Source organism: Streptomyces sp. NPDC006259 (assembly GCF_042870975.1).
Taxonomy (GTDB): Bacteria; Actinomycetota; Actinomycetes; order Streptomycetales; family Streptomycetaceae; genus Streptomyces.
This window is the reverse complement of record NZ_JBIAHY010000002.1, coordinates 464443-482905: the sequence shown is the minus strand read 5'-3', so window position 1 is coordinate 482905 and position 18463 is coordinate 464443. Positions and strand designations below refer to the sequence as shown.

At 72.4% G+C, this 18463-nt stretch carries 11 protein-coding genes; 5 read left to right on the top strand and 6 right to left on the bottom strand.

Going from position 1 to position 18463, the window contains the following annotated elements:
• Window positions 1–7968, bottom strand: a complete 7968-nt coding sequence (locus ACFYO5_RS08180; RefSeq protein WP_388705616.1) for an amino acid adenylation domain-containing protein — start codon at window positions 7966–7968, stop codon at window positions 1–3.
• 453 nt (window positions 7969–8421) lie between these two features.
• On the opposite strand from ACFYO5_RS08180, the gene ACFYO5_RS08175 reads away from it, so the two are divergent.
• The 5 genes from ACFYO5_RS08175 to ACFYO5_RS08155 all read left to right on the top strand — a co-directional run bounded on the left by ACFYO5_RS08175 (window position 8422) and on the right by ACFYO5_RS08155 (window position 13627).
• Window positions 8422–9375, top strand: a complete 954-nt coding sequence (locus tag ACFYO5_RS08175; protein ID WP_356563884.1) for a chlorinating enzyme — start codon at window positions 8422–8424, stop codon at window positions 9373–9375.
• Window positions 9376–9477: 102 nt separating this feature from the next.
• Window positions 9478–10707 carry a cytochrome P450 gene (locus ACFYO5_RS08170; RefSeq protein WP_388705611.1) on the top strand — a complete coding sequence of 410 codons (1230 nt, stop codon included), beginning with the start codon at window positions 9478–9480 and terminating at the stop codon, window positions 10705–10707.
• 63 nt (window positions 10708–10770) lie between these two features.
• Complete coding sequence (locus ACFYO5_RS08165; RefSeq protein WP_356563880.1) at window positions 10771–11514, top strand: SDR family oxidoreductase; 744 nt, start codon at window positions 10771–10773, stop codon at window positions 11512–11514.
• 35 nt (window positions 11515–11549) lie between these two features.
• Window positions 11550–12665, top strand: a complete 1116-nt coding sequence (locus ACFYO5_RS08160) for an SIS domain-containing protein (protein ID WP_388705607.1) — start codon at window positions 11550–11552, stop codon at window positions 12663–12665.
• Window positions 12666–13222: 557 nt separating this feature from the next.
• Window positions 13223–13627, top strand: a complete 405-nt coding sequence (locus ACFYO5_RS08155) for a type II toxin-antitoxin system PemK/MazF family toxin (protein WP_388705604.1) — start codon at window positions 13223–13225, stop codon at window positions 13625–13627.
• A gap of 118 nt (window positions 13628–13745) precedes the next feature.
• Here the strand turns inward: ACFYO5_RS08155 and ACFYO5_RS08150 are convergent, their stop codons facing one another.
• The 5 genes from ACFYO5_RS08150 to ACFYO5_RS08130 all read right to left on the bottom strand — a co-directional run bounded on the left by ACFYO5_RS08150 (window position 13746) and on the right by ACFYO5_RS08130 (window position 18369).
• A complete protein-coding gene (locus tag ACFYO5_RS08150; protein ID WP_388705601.1) occupies window positions 13746–14576 on the bottom strand; it encodes a TetR/AcrR family transcriptional regulator in 831 nt (276 codons plus the stop codon).
• 113 nt (window positions 14577–14689) lie between these two features.
• Complete coding sequence (locus ACFYO5_RS08145) at window positions 14690–15538, bottom strand: ABC transporter permease (RefSeq protein WP_388705598.1); 849 nt, start codon at window positions 15536–15538, stop codon at window positions 14690–14692.
• Window positions 15535–16509, bottom strand: a complete 975-nt coding sequence (locus ACFYO5_RS08140; RefSeq protein WP_388705595.1) for an ABC transporter ATP-binding protein — start codon at window positions 16507–16509, stop codon at window positions 15535–15537. The genes ACFYO5_RS08145 and ACFYO5_RS08140 overlap by 4 nt, the downstream gene beginning before the upstream one ends.
• Before the next feature lie 111 nt (window positions 16510–16620).
• Window positions 16621–16866 carry an acyl carrier protein gene (locus ACFYO5_RS08135; protein ID WP_388705592.1) on the bottom strand — a complete coding sequence of 82 codons (246 nt, stop codon included), beginning with the start codon at window positions 16864–16866 and terminating at the stop codon, window positions 16621–16623.
• Between the two features lie 135 nt (window positions 16867–17001).
• Window positions 17002–18369 carry a class I adenylate-forming enzyme family protein gene (locus tag ACFYO5_RS08130; protein ID WP_388705589.1) on the bottom strand — a complete coding sequence of 456 codons (1368 nt, stop codon included), beginning with the start codon at window positions 18367–18369 and terminating at the stop codon, window positions 17002–17004.
• Between the last annotated feature and the right edge of the window lie 94 nt (window positions 18370–18463).

Sequence of the window (18463 nt, the reverse complement as noted above, 5' to 3'; positions counted from 1 at the left end):
TCACCACGCGGCTTCGACGTCGTCGATGTCGTTCTGGGTCAGGTCGGCCAGCGGAAAGTCGGAGGGGGTGTGGCCGCCCGCGTCCGGGGCGAGGGCGTGCCGGACGATGCCTTCGAGGGCGGTCGTCCACCGCCCGCCGAGGTCGGTGAGGTCGGCGTCGGACCACAGCCGCCCCGCTCCGGTCCAGGTGACGGTCAGCCGGGGGCCGGCGGGGGCGTCCCGCACGACGGCGTGCACCTCCAGGCCGTGCGCGACGGGCAGGCCGGGGTCGGTGGTCGTCACCATGACCCCCTCGGGGGCCATGCCCCAGCCCGGCTCACCGCCCAGCGGGGCGCCCGGGGCGGCGAACCGTCCGAGGTAGTTGAACCCGATCTGCGGTATGCCGAGGCGGGCGAGCACCTCGCGGCAGCCGGGTGTGAGGTGGCGCAGCAGTCCGAAGCCGATGCCGCCGTCGGGCGCCGCGCACGCCTGCTCCTTGACCCGCTTGACGGCGGCTCCCAGCCGCGGGTCGCCGGCGGTCACCTCGGTCCAGCCGATCCGGCCGGGGTCGACCCTGACCGGGTGGATGGTGGTGAACCAGCCCAGCGTCCGCGTCACGTCGGCGCCCGCCACCACGTCCTCGCGGCCGTGGCCCTCCACGTCGACGAGCACGCCGTCGGCCGGCTCGTCGCCGCGGTCGCGGCGCCACGCGGCCACGGCCAGTCCGAGCGCCGTCAGCAGCACGTCCTCGACGCCGCAGTGGAAGGCGGCGGGGACGCTCGTCAGCAGGGGGCCTACGAGCTCCTCCGGGAGGGTGGTGACGATGTCGACGGTGTCGGAGGCGAGATCGATCCGGGGGTCGGCCGGCTTCGCCGTCAGCAGCGGGTCGGGGCCGTCGAGGACATCGATCCACCGGGGCAGTTCCGCCAGCCGCTGGGGCTCCGTGGCCTGCGCGGTGAGACGCCGCGCCCAGTGGCGCAGCGAGGTGGCGACGGGCGGCAGCACCGGTGCGCGGCCGGCGGCCGCCTGCGTGTACGCCTGGACCAGGTCGTCGACGAGGACGCGCCAGGAGACTCCGTCGACCGCCAGGTGGTGGACGACGAGGAGGAGGCGTCCGGGTGTCCGGGGCCCCTGGTCGAACCAGACGAGCCGCGCGATCCGTCCGGCGTACGGGTCGAGCCGGTCCGCCGCGGCCGAGACCTCGGCGCGGGCCCGGTCGGCGAGGCCGGCGGCGTCCAGACCGGACGCGTCGACGCGGTGCACGAGGTCGGCGTCGGGATCCTGACCGGGTGGCCGGATCTCCAGGGTCCAGGAGCCGTCCTGGTCCGCCAGCCTCAGGCGCAGCGCGTCGTGGGTGTCGGTCAGCGCGCGGACGGCGGCCCGCAGGGCGTCCCGGGAGAGGCCGGGCGGGCAGGACAGCAGCAGGGACTGGGCGAAGCGGTGCACCGGTGCTCCGCGTTCGCGCAGCCAGTGGACGATGGGGGTGGCCGGCACCGGGCCGGTCCCGGTCTCGGCGGGTTCGCCGTCCGGGGTGGCGCCCGGCGCCGCGGCGGCCCGGCTCAGTTCCGCCGCGCTCCGGTGCGCGAACACGTCCCGCACGGTGAAGGTCAGTCCTTCGCCGCGGGCGGCGCTCACCAGCCGGATCGCGGAGATGCTGTCACCGCCGAGGGCGAAGAAGTCGTCGTCGGCGCCGACCTCGTCGCGCCCGAGGACCCGGGCCATGAGGGCGCAGAGCAGGTGCTCGGCCGGTCCGGCGGGGGCGCGTCCGCCCGGCTCGGCGGCGACCGCGGGCAGGGCCGCACGGTCCAGCTTGCCGTGCGCGGTCACCGGCAGGGCGTCGAGCACGACGATCCGGTGGGGCACCAGGTACTGCGGCACGAGCCGCCCGGCGAAGGCGCGCAGCGCCTCGACGGTGGGCCGCGCGCCCTCCGCCGGTACGACGTAGGCGACGAGCCGCGCCTCCCCCTCGCCCTCGCGGCGGACCTCCGCCACGGCCTGGGCGACGGCCGGGTGCTCCAGCAGGACCGCCTCGACCTGGCCGGGTTCGACGCGGAAGCCGCGGAGCTTGACCTGACGGTCGGTGCGCCCCCGGTACTCCAGGACTCCGTCCGGCGTCCAGCGGGCGAGGTCACCGGTGCGGTACATGCGGTCCCCCGCCGGACCGTACGGGTCGGCGACGAACCGCTCGGCGGTCCCCGCGGGCCGGCCGAGGTAGCCGCGGGCGACCCCGGCGCCGGCCAGGTACAGCTCGCCCGTGGAGCCCGGCGGCAGCGGTTGCAGACCGGCGTCGAGGACATAGGCGCGCATGCCGGCGAGGGGCCGGCCGATCGGCACGGTGCGGGCGTCCGGCGCGAGGGCGCGCACGGCGTGGCTGGTGGCGAAGGTGGTGGTCTCCGTGGGGCCGTAGCCGTTGACGACGGTGGTGTCCGGACAGGCGTCGAGCACCCGCCGGACCATCGACGGCGCGATCTCCTCCCCGCCGGCCCACACCTGGCGGACGCCCGCGAAGCAGTCGGGCCGGTACTCGGCGACCACGGCGAACAGTGCGGCGGTGAGCCAGAGGGCGCTGGGCCGGTGACGGGTTATCAGCTCCGCGTACTCCTCGGCGTCCAGCTCGTGCGGCGGTGCGAGGATCAGCCGGCCGCCTCGGAGCAGCGGCGCCCAGGTCTCGAACGTCGACGCGTCGAAGGCCGCCGGCGAGTGCGCGAGGACGTCGGCGCAGACCCCGTCGCCGAAGCGCGGGTCGGTGGCCAGGGCGGCGACGTCGCGGTGGGTCACCACGATGCCCTTGGGCCGGCCCGACGAGCCGGAGGTGTACATGACGTAAGCGGCGGAGAGGGGGTGCAGCGGGCCGCGCGTGGCGGGATCGGGTGGGGCCGTGTCCTGTGCCGCGAGTGCGGCGGCCGTGTCCGGTTCGTCCAGCAGGAGGCGGGGCACCGCGGTGTCCGGCAGCCTGGCCGCGTCGAAGTCACGGGAGGTGAGCACGATCCTCGGCCGGGTCTCCTCGACCATCGTGGCGACCTGGGCGGCCGGGTACCGGGGGTCGATCGGTACGTAGGCCGCGCCGGCCTTGAGTACGGCGAGCAGCGCGACCACGGACTCGGGTGAGCGTGGCAGCGCCACGGCGACGGTGTCGCCGACGCGGACGCCGTGCCCGGCCAGGGCGCGGGCCCACTGGTTGGCGCGCGTGTCCAGGTCGGCGTAGGTGAGGTCGCGGCCGTCCGCCGACACCGCGAGCGCGGCCGGGGTCGCGGCGGCCTGCCGCTCGAAGAGGCCGGTGACGGTTGCCTCGGGCAGGTCCGCCGCGCCGGGGGCCGGCAGGGCGAGCAGACGGGTGCGTTCCTCGGCCGTGAGCAGGTCGAACCGGTCGACGGGGCGGGCCGGGTCGGCCGCGGCCTCGGCGAGCAGCCGTGCGAACCGGTCGAACAGGGTGCGCGCGGTCCCCGGTTCGAACAGGTCGGAGGCGTACTCGACGTAGCCTTCCAGGCCGGCCGGGGCGCCGTCCTCCGTGTGCCGTTCGACCAGGCAGAAAAAGAGGTCGAACTTGGCGGTCCCGGTGCGGCCCAGCTCGGTGGAGACGGTGAGGCCGGGCAGGGTGAACTCCCCCGCGGGCGCCGTGTCCTGGAGGCCGAGCATCACCTGGAACAGGGGGTGGCGGGCCGGCGAACGCTCCGGCGCGAGGACGTCCGTGAGGTACTCGAAGGGGACGTCCTGGTGGGCGTAGGCGGCCAGGGCCGTCTCCCGCACCCGCTGGAGCAGGTCGGCGAAGGCGGGCCGGCCGGACAGGTCGGTGCGCAGGACGAGGGTGTTCACGAAGGCGCCGACCACGTCCTCCAGCGCCTCGTCCGGACGGCCCGCGACGGGACTGCCCACGGCGATGTCGTCACCGGCGCCGAGCCGGGACAGCAGAGCGGCGAGACCGGCGTGCAGCACCATGAAGAGGCTGGCGCCCGAGGCCCGGCCCAGGTCGACGAGCCGGCGGTGCAGCCCCGCGTCGAGGGAGACGGCGATGTGGTCGCCGGTGTAGGAGGCGACGGCGGGCCGCGGTCGGTCCGTGGGCAGTTCGGTCTGCTCGGGCAGTCCGGCCAGCTGCTCGCGCCAGTACGCCACCTGCGTGTCCAGGAGGCCGCCGCCGGCACCGTCCGCGGTGAGCAGGTCGTTCTGCCACAGCGTGTAGTCGCCGTAGCGCACCGGCACCGGGTCGAGCCGGGGGGCGCGGCCGGTGACCCGGGCGGCGTAGGCGCGCTCGAGGTCGCGGGCGAGCAGCCGCATCGACGTCGCGTCGCACGCCGAGTGGTGCAGGACGAGCAGCAGGACATGGGCACCGGCGCCGGTGGTGAACAGTTCGGCGCGCAGCGGCGGTTCGACGGCGAGGTCGAAAGCGCGGCGGGCGCCGGCGGCGAGGCGCTCTTCCAGTTCGGCCTCGGTGACGGGGGTGGCGTGCAGGGCGGGCGCGACGGTCGGCAGGACCCGCTGGAGGAGGCGGCCGTCGACGTAGGGCAGTACGGTCCGCAGGCTCTCGTGGCGGGCGACGACGTCGCCGAGGGCCGCGCTCAGGGCGGCGGCGTCCAGCGGTCCGTCGATCCGCAGGACCGACGGGATGTTGTAGGCGCAGCCGGGGCCGTCCATCTGCTGGAGGAACCACATGCGGCGCTGCGCGAACGACGCATCGAGATCGGCGGGCCGCTCCCGTGCGACCAGGGGCGGGCGGCCCAGGCCGGCGTCGTCGAGAGCCGCGGCCACGGCGCGCGGGGTCGGGTCGTCGAACAGGACGCGCAGGTCGATCTCGGCGGAGAACGTCGACCGGATGCGAGTGATCAGCGCGGTGGCGAGCACCGAGTGGCCGCCGAGGTCGAAGAAGTCGTCGTCCGGGCCGACCTCCGGCTCGTCCAGCACGAGCGCGAAGAGCGCGCGCATGATGTCGAGCCGGGAGGAGAGTGCGCCGTCGGCGGGCGCCGGCGCGGGGTTCGTGGCCGCGGTGAGGGCGGCGCGGTCGAGTTTGCCGTTGGCCGTCAGCGGCAGCGCGTCGAGCCGGACGATCCGGCCGGGCACCATGTACTCGGGCAGGCGGGCGCGGACCGCCTCCTTGATCTCCTCCGGCCCGGGGTCGGCGCCGTCCTCGGCGACGACGAAGGCGACCAGGCGCTGGTCGTCCTCCCGTTCCTCGGTGCGGGCGACCGCGGCGAGCGCCACTCCGGGGCACTCGGCCAGCGCGGCCTCGATCTCGCCGGGCTCGATGCGGAAACCGCGGACCTTGATCTGGTCGTCCGCGCGTCCGACGAAGGTGAGGCGGCCGGCCGGGTCGCGGCGGGCCAGGTCGCCGGTGCGGTACATGCGCAGGCCGGGCCGCCCGTGCGGGTCGGCGACGAACCGGTGTGCGGTGAGTCCCGGCCGTCCGAGGTAGCCGCGGGCCAGACCGGGGCCGTGGACGTACATCTCGCCGATCGCGCCGACCGGCACCGGCCGGAGCCGCTCGTCGAGCAGATGGACCGTCAGATCGGCGAGCGGGACGCCGATCACGCTGTCGGGGCCGTGTTCGGGACCCAGCTCGACGTGGGTGACGTGCACGGTGGTCTCGGTGATGCCGTACATGTTCACCAGCGCGGGTCCGGTGGTGCCGTGGCGGCGGCGCCAGTCGTCGAGGCGGGCGGGCTGGAGGGCCTCGCCGCCGAAGACCACCGTGCGCAGCCGCAGCCGGCGGCCGACCTCGGGCAGTTCCTGGTCTGCGGCCATCAGCTGGTAGAACGCCGACGGCGTCTGGCTGAGCACGGTCACCCGCTCGTCGGCGAGCAGCCGCAGGAACCGTTGGGGCGCGCGGCTCACCTCGAAGGGGACGACGACCAGCCGGCCGCCGTGCAGCAGGGCGCCCCAGATCTCCCAGACGGAGAAGTCGAAGGCGGCCGAGTGGAACAGCGTCCACACGTCGTCGGGGCCGTGGCCGAGCTGGTCGCGGGTGGCGGTGAAGAGGCGGACGACGTTCTCGTGGGAGGTGATCACGCCCTTCGGGCGGCCCGTGGACCCGGAGGTGTAGGTGAGGTACGCGGGGCAGCCGGGCTCCAGCGGCCGGAGCCGTTCGTCCGCGCCCACCGGCCGGCGGTCGTCGGCGGCGGGATCGGGATCGGGATCGGGATCGGCGGCGGCATCGGCATCGGCATCGGCATCGGCGAGGAACTCCGGGGCGTCGATGAGCAGATGGTCCGTGTCGGTGGTGATCCCGGCCGTCGAGGAAGTGATCAGCAGCTTGGGTGCCGCGTCCTGGAGCATGTACGCGATGCGGGCGGGCGGATAGTCGGGGTCGACGGCGGCGTAGGCGGCGCCGGACTTGAGCACGCCCAGGAGCGCGAGGACGAGGTCCGCGGACCGGGGCAGCGCGACCGCGACGACGTCCTCGGGACCGACGCCCCGTGCGATGAGGGCGCGGGCGACCCGGTTCGACCGCTCGTCGAGTTCCCGGTAGGACCAGGTCGTGCCGTCCGCCGTGAGCGCGGGGGCGTCCGGGGTGGCGGCGGCCCGCGCGGCGAACAGGTCGGGCACGGTGGCCGCGGCGGGAACGGCGGTGGCCGCCGCGGACGCCGGAGCCGTGGCCTGCGACGCCGGGGCCGCGGACGCCGGGGCGGACGCGGCTTCGGACGCCGCGGCTTCGGACACCGGGACCGCGGACACCGCGGCTTCGGACACCGGAGCTTCGGACACCGGGGCGGAGCCGCCGACGCCGCTCAGCGGCTGGGCCGGGTCCGTGGCGGTCAGCGCCTCCAGCGTCGCGGTGAACGCGTCGCGGTGGTCGGCCAGTCCCAGGTCGTCGCGGCCGTTGACGTCGATCTGGAGGCCCTGCCCGTCCTGGCGGTCCCAGATCATGAACAGCAGGTTGCCCACCAGGCCGGAGGAGAGGTTGCGCATCGTGCCGCGGGCCGCGCCGAACCGCAGGTCGTACGGGTGCGACATGACGTTGACGACCGGCAGCAGGGAGGTGGCCGCGGCCATGCCGAGGTCCCGCTGGAGGTCCACGCCCCGGTAGCGCTGGTGGGCCACGGCCGCGGCCATCTGCTCGGCGACGTGCTCCAGCAGGGCGGTGACGGTCATGTCCGGGCGGACGGTGAGCGGCAGTGGCAGGACGTTGGCGAGGTTCGCGGGGGTCTGCCGGGCGAGCTGGCTCGCCCGGGCGGACAGCGGGAACGCGATGAGGACGTTCTCGTCCCCGGTCAGCCGCTGGACATGGAGCGCCACGGCGGCCGTGACGACCACCGGCCAGGGCACCCGGACGGTGCGGGCGGTCCGACGAACGGCCTCGAACCGCTCCTCCGGCAGCCAGCGCGTCGCGCCGCGGAACTCGGCGGACGCCCCTCGGGACCGGCTGACGAGCGGGGAGGGTGCCGCCCGGCCGCCCAACTGCCCGAGCCAGAAGTCGCGGTCCTGCTGGAAGGCCGGCGCGGACCGGTAGGCGGCGTCCTCGTCGGCCAGTTCGCGCAGTGAGCCGAACGGGTCCGGTCCGGGCTCGCGCCCTTCGGTGAGCGCCGTGTACACCTCGGCCACGCGGCGTGAGACCAGGGAGGAACCGTACGCGTCCATGGCGATGTGGTGGTAGTTCTGATACCACAGGTGCCGCTCGGGGCCGAGGCGCAGCAGCGCGAAGTGGAACAGCGGGCCGCCGTCGAGATCGGTCGGCCGGGCCAGCTCCGCTCGCATCCACGCGTCGGCCTCGGCCGGCGGATCGGCGGCGTCGGACAGGTCGACGGTGCGCAACTCCCACGGACGGTCCGGGTCGATGGTCTGCCCGACCCTGCCGCGCTCCTGGTGGAAGCGGCTGTGCACGGTGTCCAGGCCGGCGACGACCGACCGCAGCGCCCGCTCGAAGGTCCCCGTGTCGAACTCACCCTGCACATCGACGTACTCGCCGACCTGATACACCGAGTTGCCGTCGCTCAGCCTCTGTTCGGCGAACCAGATCTCACGCTGCGCTGCCAGCAGGGGCAGCATTGTGTCGGCGTTCAACAAGATCGACGACCTCCGAGATTTTCCTACTGGAAGCGCGGAACCACCCGGTAACCGAATCAGCCGGCGAATAGAGGCCGGTACGGGCGGCCGGGGAATGAATAAGCGGTACAGCTAATTCGCTCCGGCCGAACGTAACTGCGCTTCGGCCCCCGTCACAAGCCCGGGGAACGCGGCGGGAAACGGGTCTCGACTGCCGCGCCGGGGCCCGCCGAGCAGGTCATGCGTGGTGCGTGGACGTGTCCGCGATGTCCCGCCGGCGGGACAGGATGACGCTCTTGCCGGTCGGCGGCCGCGTCGACAATGATTCGGGTGCTCGGCTAGGTTCCGATCACGCCGATACCGAGCGCACCGGGACGTCGAGAATTCGTCACCCCTCCGCCACGGTCTTGACCGACGCGTCCCGCTCATCGTCCGCCAGCAATTCGAGGACGTATCCGGAGAGTATTCAGAATGACCTTTGACACTCAGCAGTGGCAGCTTTCCGAAACCGAGCTGGAGTTCTTCCGGGAACATGGCTACATCGGCCCGCTGACGATCTACACCCCGGAGGAGATGGACGCGCTGTGGCGCCAGGCCCGTCGTGAGGTCCTCGACCGCTCGCACGCCGCGTACCCGGTCGACGAGGCGATGTCGGGCGCGACCAACATCGCGAACTACGACCGCCACCTCGACGTCGACCTGCTCATGCGGCACGTGTGCAACCGGAGGATCACCGAACGGGTCGCGTCCATCCTGGGCCCCAACGTGCTGTGCTGGCGGACGGAGTTCTTCCCGAAGTACCCGGGCGACGAGGGAACCGACTGGCACCAGGCGGACACCTTCGCCAACGCCAGCGGCAAGCCGCAGATCCTGTGGCCCGGCGAGACCGAGACCGAGTTCGGCAAGGGCACCATCACGGTGTGGACGGCGTTCACCGACGCCACCCGGGAGAACGGCTGCCTCGAGGTCATCCCCGGCTCGCACCACCGCATGAACTACGACGAGACCAAGCGGATGACCTACGACACGTCGCAGATCAACTCCAAGGTCAAGGACGGCGTTCCGCGCGGCTTCTTCGGCTACGACTACCGCCAGCTCCAGATCGACCCGGACTGGAGGCCCTCCGAGGAGGACGCCTTCCACCTGGTGATGGAGCGCGGCCAGTGCGTGATCTTCTGGTCCACCCTGATGCACGCGTCACTGCCCAACGTCACGACGAAGAGCCACCGGATGGGCTTCGCCACCCGCTACGTCCCCACCAGCGTGCGCGTCTACCCGGACACCGACCGGGTCGAGGAGTACGGCGGCAGCATCCCGCTCGACAAGTGGGGCGCGGTCCTGGTCAGCGGCGAGGACGACACGGGTCACAACAAGATCCTGCGCGAGTCGCTGCGCGGCACCCCGGTCTCGGAGTTCCTGGGCTGAGCCGGCGGACCCCGCACCACCCGGCCGACCGGAGGGAGCGCCCCGCGGGTGCGCCGCCGGCCGGCCCGTGCCGCGCACCACTGCCTGGAGGAGGGCACCTGCATGACCGTCACACCAAGCACCGTCACCCTGCCGATCGTCATGGGGGGTGCGGAGTTCGCCGCCGACCAGCCCGCCCACTACGCCTGGCTGCGGGAGAACGCCCCGCTGGGGCAGGTCCGACTGGACTTCGGCGCGTTCGCTCAGGACGTCTGGGTGGTCTCCCGCTACGCCGACTGCAAGGCGATGCTCACCGATCCCCGTCTGCTGCGGTCCCCCTACGGGGCTCCGCCGGGCGTGGAGATCCCCGAGCACATCCGACTGGTCAGCTCGACGCTGGACATGAAGGACGGGGACGAACACCGCAGGCTGCGCTCCCTGGTGGCGGCGCCCTTCACGCCGAAGCGGATCGAGCATCTCGGCGCGCAGGTGCGGGTGCTCGCCGAGCGGCGCCTGGACGCGCTGCGGGCCGAGGACGGCCCGATCGACCTGCGCCAGGACTTCGCGCTCCCGGTGACCTACACCGTCATCGCCGACCTGGTCGGCGTCGGCGAGCAGGACCGCGTCCGCTTCCAGCAGGGTGTCACGGCCCTGATGAGCGGGTTCAGCGGCTCCCGGGAGGACTGGGAGGCGCACGTGCGCGACCTCGTCGCCGTCACCCGCGACCTGGTCGCCCGCAAGCGGGCGGAGCCGGGGGACGACCTCGTCGCCGGCCTCATCGAGGCGGAGGAGGCGGGCGACCGGCTGGACGACACGGAGCTGGTGGCCATGGTGTTCAGCCTGGTGACGGCGGGCTACGAGACCACCTACAACCTGATCACCAACGCGGTGGCCGCCCTTCTGGACCACCCGGACCAGCTGGACCTACTGCGTGCCGCGCCGGACGACGAGGCACTGTGGCGGTCGGCGGTCGACGAGGTGGCGCGCTATCTGCCGCCGATCACCGGCACCCGGCCGGCCACCGCGATCGAGGACATCGAGTGGCACGGGCAGACCGTGCCCGCGGGGGCGTCGGTGCTGCCGCTGCTCGCGGCCGCGAACCGGGATCCGGCGGTCTTCGAGGAGCCGGAGCGCTTCGACATCACCCGCTCCCCCAATCCACACCTGGGTTTCGGCCACGGCGTGCACTTCTGTCTCGGCGCCAACCTGGCGCGCATGGAGGCGCGGGTCGCGCTCCAGGTGCTGGTGGAGCGGCATCCCGGCCTCTCGCTCGCCGTCGACCGCGACCGGCTCGCCCTGGAGCCGATGCCGCTGTGGACCCGCTACCGCGAACTCCCGGTCGTCCTCGGATGACCGGGGCGCGGGCCCCGTACGCGCACCCGTCCGCCGACGCTCCGAGGAAACGGTGAGAGGACCATGCCGAACCGCACCGCTGTCGTCACCGGAGGAACCAAGGGAATCGGGGTCGCGCTCAGCCGGCGCCTGGCCCGTCTGGGCCACCACGTCGTCGCGGTGTACCGCGCCGACAAGGCCGCCGCGGACCTGCTGAGCGAGGAACTCGGCGACCGGGTCGAGACGGTCCGGCTGGACGTGGCCGACCCCGACGCGGTGGCCGCCTTCGCCGAGCGGGTGCTCTCCGCGCACGGCGCGCCCCGCGTGCTGGTCAACAACGCGGGCCGCAACATCGACGGGCCGTTCCTCGAGATGTCGGACGACGACTGGCGGCAGGTGCTCGACACCAACCTGTCCGGACCGTTCCATCTGACCAAGGCGTTCGCCCCGGCCATGCTCGCTCTGGAGGGCGGGGCCAGTGTCGTCAACATCGGGGCGACGACGGCGATCCGGCCCCGGTTGAACGGGGTCAACTACTGCGCGAGCAAGGCGGGACTGCTGCATCTGACCAAGTGCCTCGCGCTGGAGCTGGCCCCGGCGGTCCGGGTCAACTGCCTGATTCCCGGAATGATCGACACCGAGGAGATGCGCACCCGGTACCGGGTCGCCGATCCGACGGCGCGCGCCGAGCTGCTCGCCGAGATCCCGCAGGGGCGGATCGGCTCGCCCGAGGAGATGGCGGACGCCCTGGAGTTCCTCGTCGGTGACGGGGCCCGCTACATCACCGGGCAGAAACTCATCGTCGACGGTGGCCAGTTCATGTGGTAGCGGTCACCGCCCTGTCCGAGAGAGAAGAGCCTTTCATGTTCGCACGCCTCGACCGGTATGCCGACTTCCTCAAGATCAGGTACCGCTCCGACTTCCTCAAGTCCGGCGAGTACTCCCTCGCCGAGGTCACCCCCGATCTGCGCAAGCGCATCGAGAGCGGCCAGTTCCACCGCATCGTCTTCTCCGGGATGGGCTGCTCCGCCATCGTCTCCGACGTGATCGGAACCTTCCTCAACGCCTCGGGTGCGGGAGTGGAGGTCCTGGTCTTCAACGACTACGACTTCCCCTATCTGGTCCCGCGTTCGGTGGTCGACGACGAGGGGACGCTGTTCATCATCAGCTCCTACAGCGGCCACTCCGAGGAACCGGTCCGGGTCTTCCACCAGTTGGCGGACCGGTACCACCGCACGCTGCTGCTGACCTCCGGCGGCCGGCTGGCCGAGCTGGGCCGGCGGGCCGGGGTGTCGGTGGCGCGGTGGGAACTGAGCGAACCGGACCGGGAGTACCCGCTGTTCCACGTCGGCCAGTACTTCGCGATCCTGCTCGACATGTTCCCGAGGCTGGGGCTGATCAGGGACGACCACCGGGCGGAGGTGGCGGCCCTGGCGGGCCAGCTGGCCACGGACTTCACGCCGGCGCTGGAGGAGCAGGCCCGCGCGACCGCGTTGCGCTCGAAGGACGCGAACATCATCATGCTGGCGTCCCCGAAGTGGTACATGAGCCTGCTGAAGCTGGCCAAGATGCACTTCAACGAGATGGCGATGGCGCCGGCGACGCGGAACTTCTTCCACGAGTTCTGCCACAGCGAGGTCGCCACGCTGTCCGATCCGGACCGTCGGCACAGCGTCCTGATCTTCCGGGACAGCGACGACGACGCCTACACGCGGCAGAAGACGGACAACCTCGTCCGGCTGCTCAGCCGCGACATCCCGCAGAACCGCAACGTGACGGTGACCGAGTTCTCCCTCGACCAGCCGACGTTCATGCGCAAGTACTTCACCGCGCTGGAGTTCGTCCAGCACACGGCGCTGCATCTGGGCCGTCTCTACGACACCAGGTCCCGCGATCTGATCTCCGAGTCCGCGGGCAACCCGTGGTACCACACGACCTCGATCCTGGCCGAGGCCGGGACGGCGAAGACATCGGGCTAGGCAGGCCTCTGGTCGACCGGCCCGGATCGGCGAGCGGCACCGGGCGCCGCCGGCGCGGCACCGTCGGCGAGCCGTTCCCGGCGTGCGGATCAGCGAACGGCACCCGACATCGGCGGCACGGCACCGTCCGCGAGACACCCCCGACGTCCGGATCGGCGAACGGCACCCGGCACCGGCGTCCCCGCACCGTCGGCGAGACGCCCCGAGTGCCCCGCGAGGCACGAGCCGCCCGGCGGCCGAGGGGAACACCGCCAGGGCCCGTGAGGCGCGCGATCCGGACCGCGGGTTCCCGGCCTTGTCGTCGCGTTCCCGTCCGTCGTCGTGGACCAGGTGGCTTCCGGGCCCGGCGCCGGGGTTCGACCCGCGTGAACCGTCCCGCCATCCGGCTCGTCAGGCCCTCGAACTCCTCCTGCCGGCAGGCAGGGTCTAGGGTGTGACCTGCGGCCACCGCATGATCTTCAGTCCTCACACACCGATGATCGACAGCGGCCGCACCCGTCTCCCCGGCGCGTCAGGCTCGCGCGGCGTCTGCCTGCCGTCCTAGGTCTGGAGGACTTGTGCGACGTGGCGAGGTCTGGTGGGTCCAGTTCGACGAGCGGAGGCTGGTCGTACTGCTGTCGGGAGACGACACGTCCGGTATCCGGGTGATGCAGGTCGTCGCTCCGGCGGGCGTCGACATGAGCGGTCTGGGCATCGAAGTGATGGTCGGCCCCAGTGAGGGTCTGCCGTTCGAAGGCGTGCTGCGGCTGGCGTTCCCGCGTCCGGGCTTCACCCCTTGCACGTGGCTGACCACGGTGTCCCGGGACGACTTGATGGAGCGGGCGGCCGTCCTGTCCGCCGGGAAGCTCAGCGAGATCGACGATGCCCTACGACGCGCTGAACAAGCGCAGGAGTGGACCCCGGCAACGACCGCGAAGCTCAGCGAGGCCAGGGACGCCCTGCGTCTCGGTGAACGCCGGTAGGGAGAGAAGGAGCCCGACGCCCGCGACGGCATGGGCGATCCCGGACGAGACGATCCACGCCGGCCACCTGCCGCCTCGACGCCCCTCACGATCGGGATCACGATCCACGGCTGGCGTACTAGGCGCCCTCCGGCACCCGCTCCTCGCGCGGCTCCCGCGTGCCGCGGCGGACGATGGCCTCGATGCCGTCCAGCAGGACGGCGAGTCCGGCGTCGAACGTCTCGGTCGCCTCCCGCTCCAGATACGGCTGTTGCGGATCGGGCGGCGCCGTCGCGGCCTCCCTGGCCAGCCGGACGATCGTCGGGAAGCGCTCGGCGAAGTCGGGCACGACCTCCTCGAACGCCGCGGAGCGGGCGGCCCACCAGTCCTCGTCGGACACCCCGGTCGCGGCGGCGGCCTGCCGCGAGTCGACCACGGTCTGCGCGGCGCCCCGGACGTGGTTGATCAGCGTGCCGACGACCCGCCGCACCACGTGGGCGCCCAGTCCGGTCGCGAAGAGGATGCGCAGGACTGTCTCCAGCATGGCGTTCTCGTGGGGCCCGAGGACGGGGCGCGCCTGGGAGACCCGCAGGGTCCAGGGGTGGCGCAGGCAGAACGCCCAGTAGTCGTGCGTCCAGGCCGAGAGCGCGGCGCGCCAGCCGTCCGCGAGGTCGTAGTCGGTGGGGAGTTCGGCGAGGGAGCGGTCGTACATGAGGTCGACCAGCTCGTCCTTGCTGGGCACGTAGGTGTAGAGCGCCATTCCGGTGCGCCCGACGCGCTTGCCCACCTCGCGCATGGAGACCGCGGAGATTCCGGAGGCGTCCGCGATGGCGATACCGGCGTCCACGATCGCGTCCACGGTCAGTCCGGGCCGGGGCCCCGGACCGCTCCGGGTGACCGCCTCGCCGGGGGTGCGCCACAGCAGGACCAAGGAGCGACGGAGATCCCCCTGACCGGCGAAAACCACCACCACATCCCCTTGACTGGTACCGAACCGGGCCGTCATTACCTTACCGTACGGCCACTCGGTGACCGGCCTTCGGGCGGGGCCGCCGAAACTCGCGACGGTCCCGCACCGGTTTTTCACTGCATGGCCGCTTTCCGGCGCTCCTCGATCGCCGAGCCGGATTCCTTGCGCGCCATTCGACGCAGTACCACGGGCGCCAGGAATAGACCGATGGCGGCCCATGCGCCGAGTGCGCAGAATGTTTCGAGATACCGCCAGGAATTCCCGATCTCGACGGCGGCGAACTCGTCCGGAAGCAGTGCGGCGCGCATACCGAGCCCGAGCCAGTAGACCGGGAACAGCTGAGCGACCCACTGCAGCCATTCCGGCGCCTCGGTCATCGGGAAGAAAATGCCCGAGACACCGAAAAGCGCCAGGAGGGGGAACATGACGACGCCGATGTTGCGCGGGCTGGTGAGCACGGAGCCCAGGACCGCGCCGACCGGCATCGTGGCGAGCATCCCGAGCACCAGCACCGCGGCCAGCGTGAACCAGGAGCCGGCGGTGTCCAGGCTCACCCCGTCGAACAGCAGCAGGCCCGGCACCAGCAGCAGGACGGTGGTGATCAGCGTCATCGCCGCCGAGTGGACGATCTTGCTGGTCAGATAGGCGATCATGCCGTTCGGGGCGGCCTTGGCCCGCAGCAGCGTGCCGTCCTCGCGCTCCATCAGCAGGTTGAAGGCCACGGCCTGGAAACCGTTGAAGGCGAGGGTCAGGCCCAGCAGGCCGGCCAGCGTCGTGGAGCCGAGCGAAAAGCTCGTGCCGCCGATGTCGGAGCCGCGCCGGAACAGGGCGACGACGAGCAGGACAGCCGGGATGAACAGCATGCCGAGGACGTCCTGTGCGTTGGCCAGCGACTGGCGGATCTCGATCCGACCCGCCGTCAGCCCGCCGCGTACGGCGGCCGCGGTCGCGGTCACGCTCATGACGACACCTCCGCCACCCGCTCCGCGTCCGCACGGGGCCCGCCCAGCACCGGGAGCCCGGCGTCGTCCCGGCCCGACTCGGTGGCGTGCACCATCGCCAGGTAGGTGTCCTCCAGGGTGGCGCGGCGGACCTCCAGCTTGTCGATGCCGGCGCCGTGCGTGGCGAACAGCTCACGCACGAACCGGGTCGGCGTCCGGGTCGAGGCGGTGAAGTTCTCGCCCTCGCGGACCCAGCGCACCTCGGCGCCGGTCTCCACCTGCCGGACCAGTTCCCCGGGGGTGGCGTCGGCCACGATCCGCCCCTTGGCCAGGATCACGATGCGGTCGGCCAGTTTCCCGGCCTCGTCCAGGTCGTGGGTGGTCAGCAGGATCGTGGTGCCCTCGATGCCGGCGAGCCGGCGCACCAGCTCGTGGAACTCCTGTCGGGCCTCCGGGTCGAAGCCCACGGTCGGCTCGTCGAGGAACAGCACCTCGGGGCGGCCGACGATGCCGATCGCCACGTCGAGCCGGCGCCGCTGGCCGCCGGACAGCTGCCCGACGCGCCGGTCGGCCTGCTGGGCGAGTCCGACGGCGTCGAGGAGTTCGTCCACGTCACGCGGACGGGTGATCCGCTCGGTGGAGTACGGCGCGTACAAGGAGCCGTAGTGCGCGAGGAACTCCCGCACCGGCCACTTCGCGTGGTCCCGCCAGGACTGGAGGACCACGCCCAGACGGGCCCTCCAGGCCTCGTCGCCGTGCGCCGGATCGGTGCCGAGGACCCGCACGTCGCCGGCGGAGCGCATCCGGAAGCCCTCCAGGATCTCGATCGTGGTCGTCTTCCCGGCGCCGTTGGGACCCAGCAGCGCGACGACCTCGCCTCGGGCGACCTGGAAGGTCACCCCGTGCAGCACGGTCGTCGACCCGTAGTTCATGCGCAGATCGGTGACCTCGATGGCGGGCCGCGTCACCCGGTCCGCGTCGTCCGCACTCATGCCACTCCCCCCTTCCGCTATCTCATTACAGCGTAAAACGTTAGCACGCCCTCCCTGTCCGGCGCCGACGACGCGCCAGGTCCAGGAAGGGCGGAAGGGGGTGCGACCGCCTCAGCGGGCCAGGTGATCGGGGAAGCGGTCGAGCAGATACGCGTGGATCTGGTTGACCGAGTTCAGCGTCTGCAGCTCCTCGAACCGGGGGTCGAGACGGATGCCGTAGCGGTCCTCCAGGGAGGCCTGCAGGGCGACCATCGTGAAGGAGTCCATGACGAACTCGCCGTCGTCGCCGACGTCGGCCGGCAGCGCCAACGAGCGGCTCTGGGAGAGGATCTCCCTGATCTCATCCTTGCTGATCACTGGCCATTTCCTCCGGGTCGGGTCACAGGACGGACGCAGGGTGGGGTCACAGGGCGGGCGCAGGTCGGAGCACAGGCGGACCCAGGTCGGGACACGGAGTGGGTCCGGGTCGGGACAGCGCGGATCCGGGTCGGGTCACAGGGCCGACCGGAGCGCGATCCGGTCGCGGACGAGCTTTCCGGTCCTGTTGCGGGGCAGGGCGCGGGCGACGAAGAACCGCTTGGGCGCCTTGACGGGGCTCAGCCGCTCCCGGCACCAGGCGATCAGCTCGCTCGCCTCCGGCGCCGCCTCGCCCCCGACGTACGCCTCGATCACCTCGTGGTGGAGCACCACCGTCTCGGCGACCGCGGGGTGCGCCCGCAGGACGGACTCGACCTCGGCGAGGTCGACCTTGAGGCCGCCGATGGTGACGAGCGAGTCCAGCCGGCCGAGGATGCTCAGTTCGCCGGTGGCGTCGTTCACGGCGAAGCGGTCGAAGGTGCGCAGCCACCCGTCGACGTACCGGTCCGGCTGGTCGTCGAGCGGATACGGCGACCGGTCCAGGCGTACGCACAGCTCCTGGCCGACGATCCTCGTCTCGACGCCGGGCACCGTGGCGCCCAGCACCGGCGGCCGCGGCCCGTGCAGCCCGGCCGCGAGCAGGCCGGTCTCCGTCACGCCGTACACCTGGCTCAGGGGGACGGCGTACCTGCGGTGGAACTCCTCGTACACCTCGACGGGCAGCCGTTCCCCGCCGGTCACCGCCAGCCGGAGCGCGGGCAGCGGGGGCGCCTCGGTGGTCCTGGTCAGCAGTTCGAAGTGGGCGGGCACCCCGTAGATCGCCATCGCCTCGGTCTCCCGGGCCGCCCGCAGGATCTCGGACGGCGTCGGAAGCGGCGGCACCACCACCGTCGCGCCCTGACGCAGCGCGGACAGCACCCCGCTGACCAGCCCCATCGTGTGCACGAGGGAGTTGAGCACCACCAGGCGGTCGCCGGCGCCGGGCAGTTCCGGCAGAGCGGCGTGACGGTCCAGTTCGGCGAGGAGCGACTCGGGGGTGCGGCCGATCACCTTCGGCCGGCCGGTCGAGCCGGAGCTGAACTGGACGAGGCAGGCGTCGGACGCGGCCGGCACCCCGGAGGGCCGGGAGCCGACGCGGAAGGCGACCTCCTCCTCGAAGCCGGTCGCCGGTCCGGCGTGCCCGTCCGAGTCGATCACGTACTGGGGCCGCAGCAGCTCGACCAGTGGCTCGTACTCGGCGGCCGTCGACCGGAAATCGACCAGGAGGACCTGGACGCCCCGGCTCCACAGGGCGAGCAGCACCCGCACATAGGTGAGGCTCGGTCTCATCCGGAGCAGGACCGTGCTGCCCTCGCCCATTCCGTGATCGCCGAAGGCGCGAGCGAGCGCGGCCACCGCCGAGCGCAGTTCCGACCTCGATTCCTCGGTGCGAGAAATAGCCCAGGGATGCCGGTCCGTTCCGGCACCCAGCAATGATTCACCCCACCAGGATGCGATTGCCATGCCTCTCCCTCACCAGCTGGAAGAATCGGGAAGTTAGCAGGGCGATTATTGATGGACCAGAGGGAAAATCACTGTCCCGCCGGCGGGACAACCA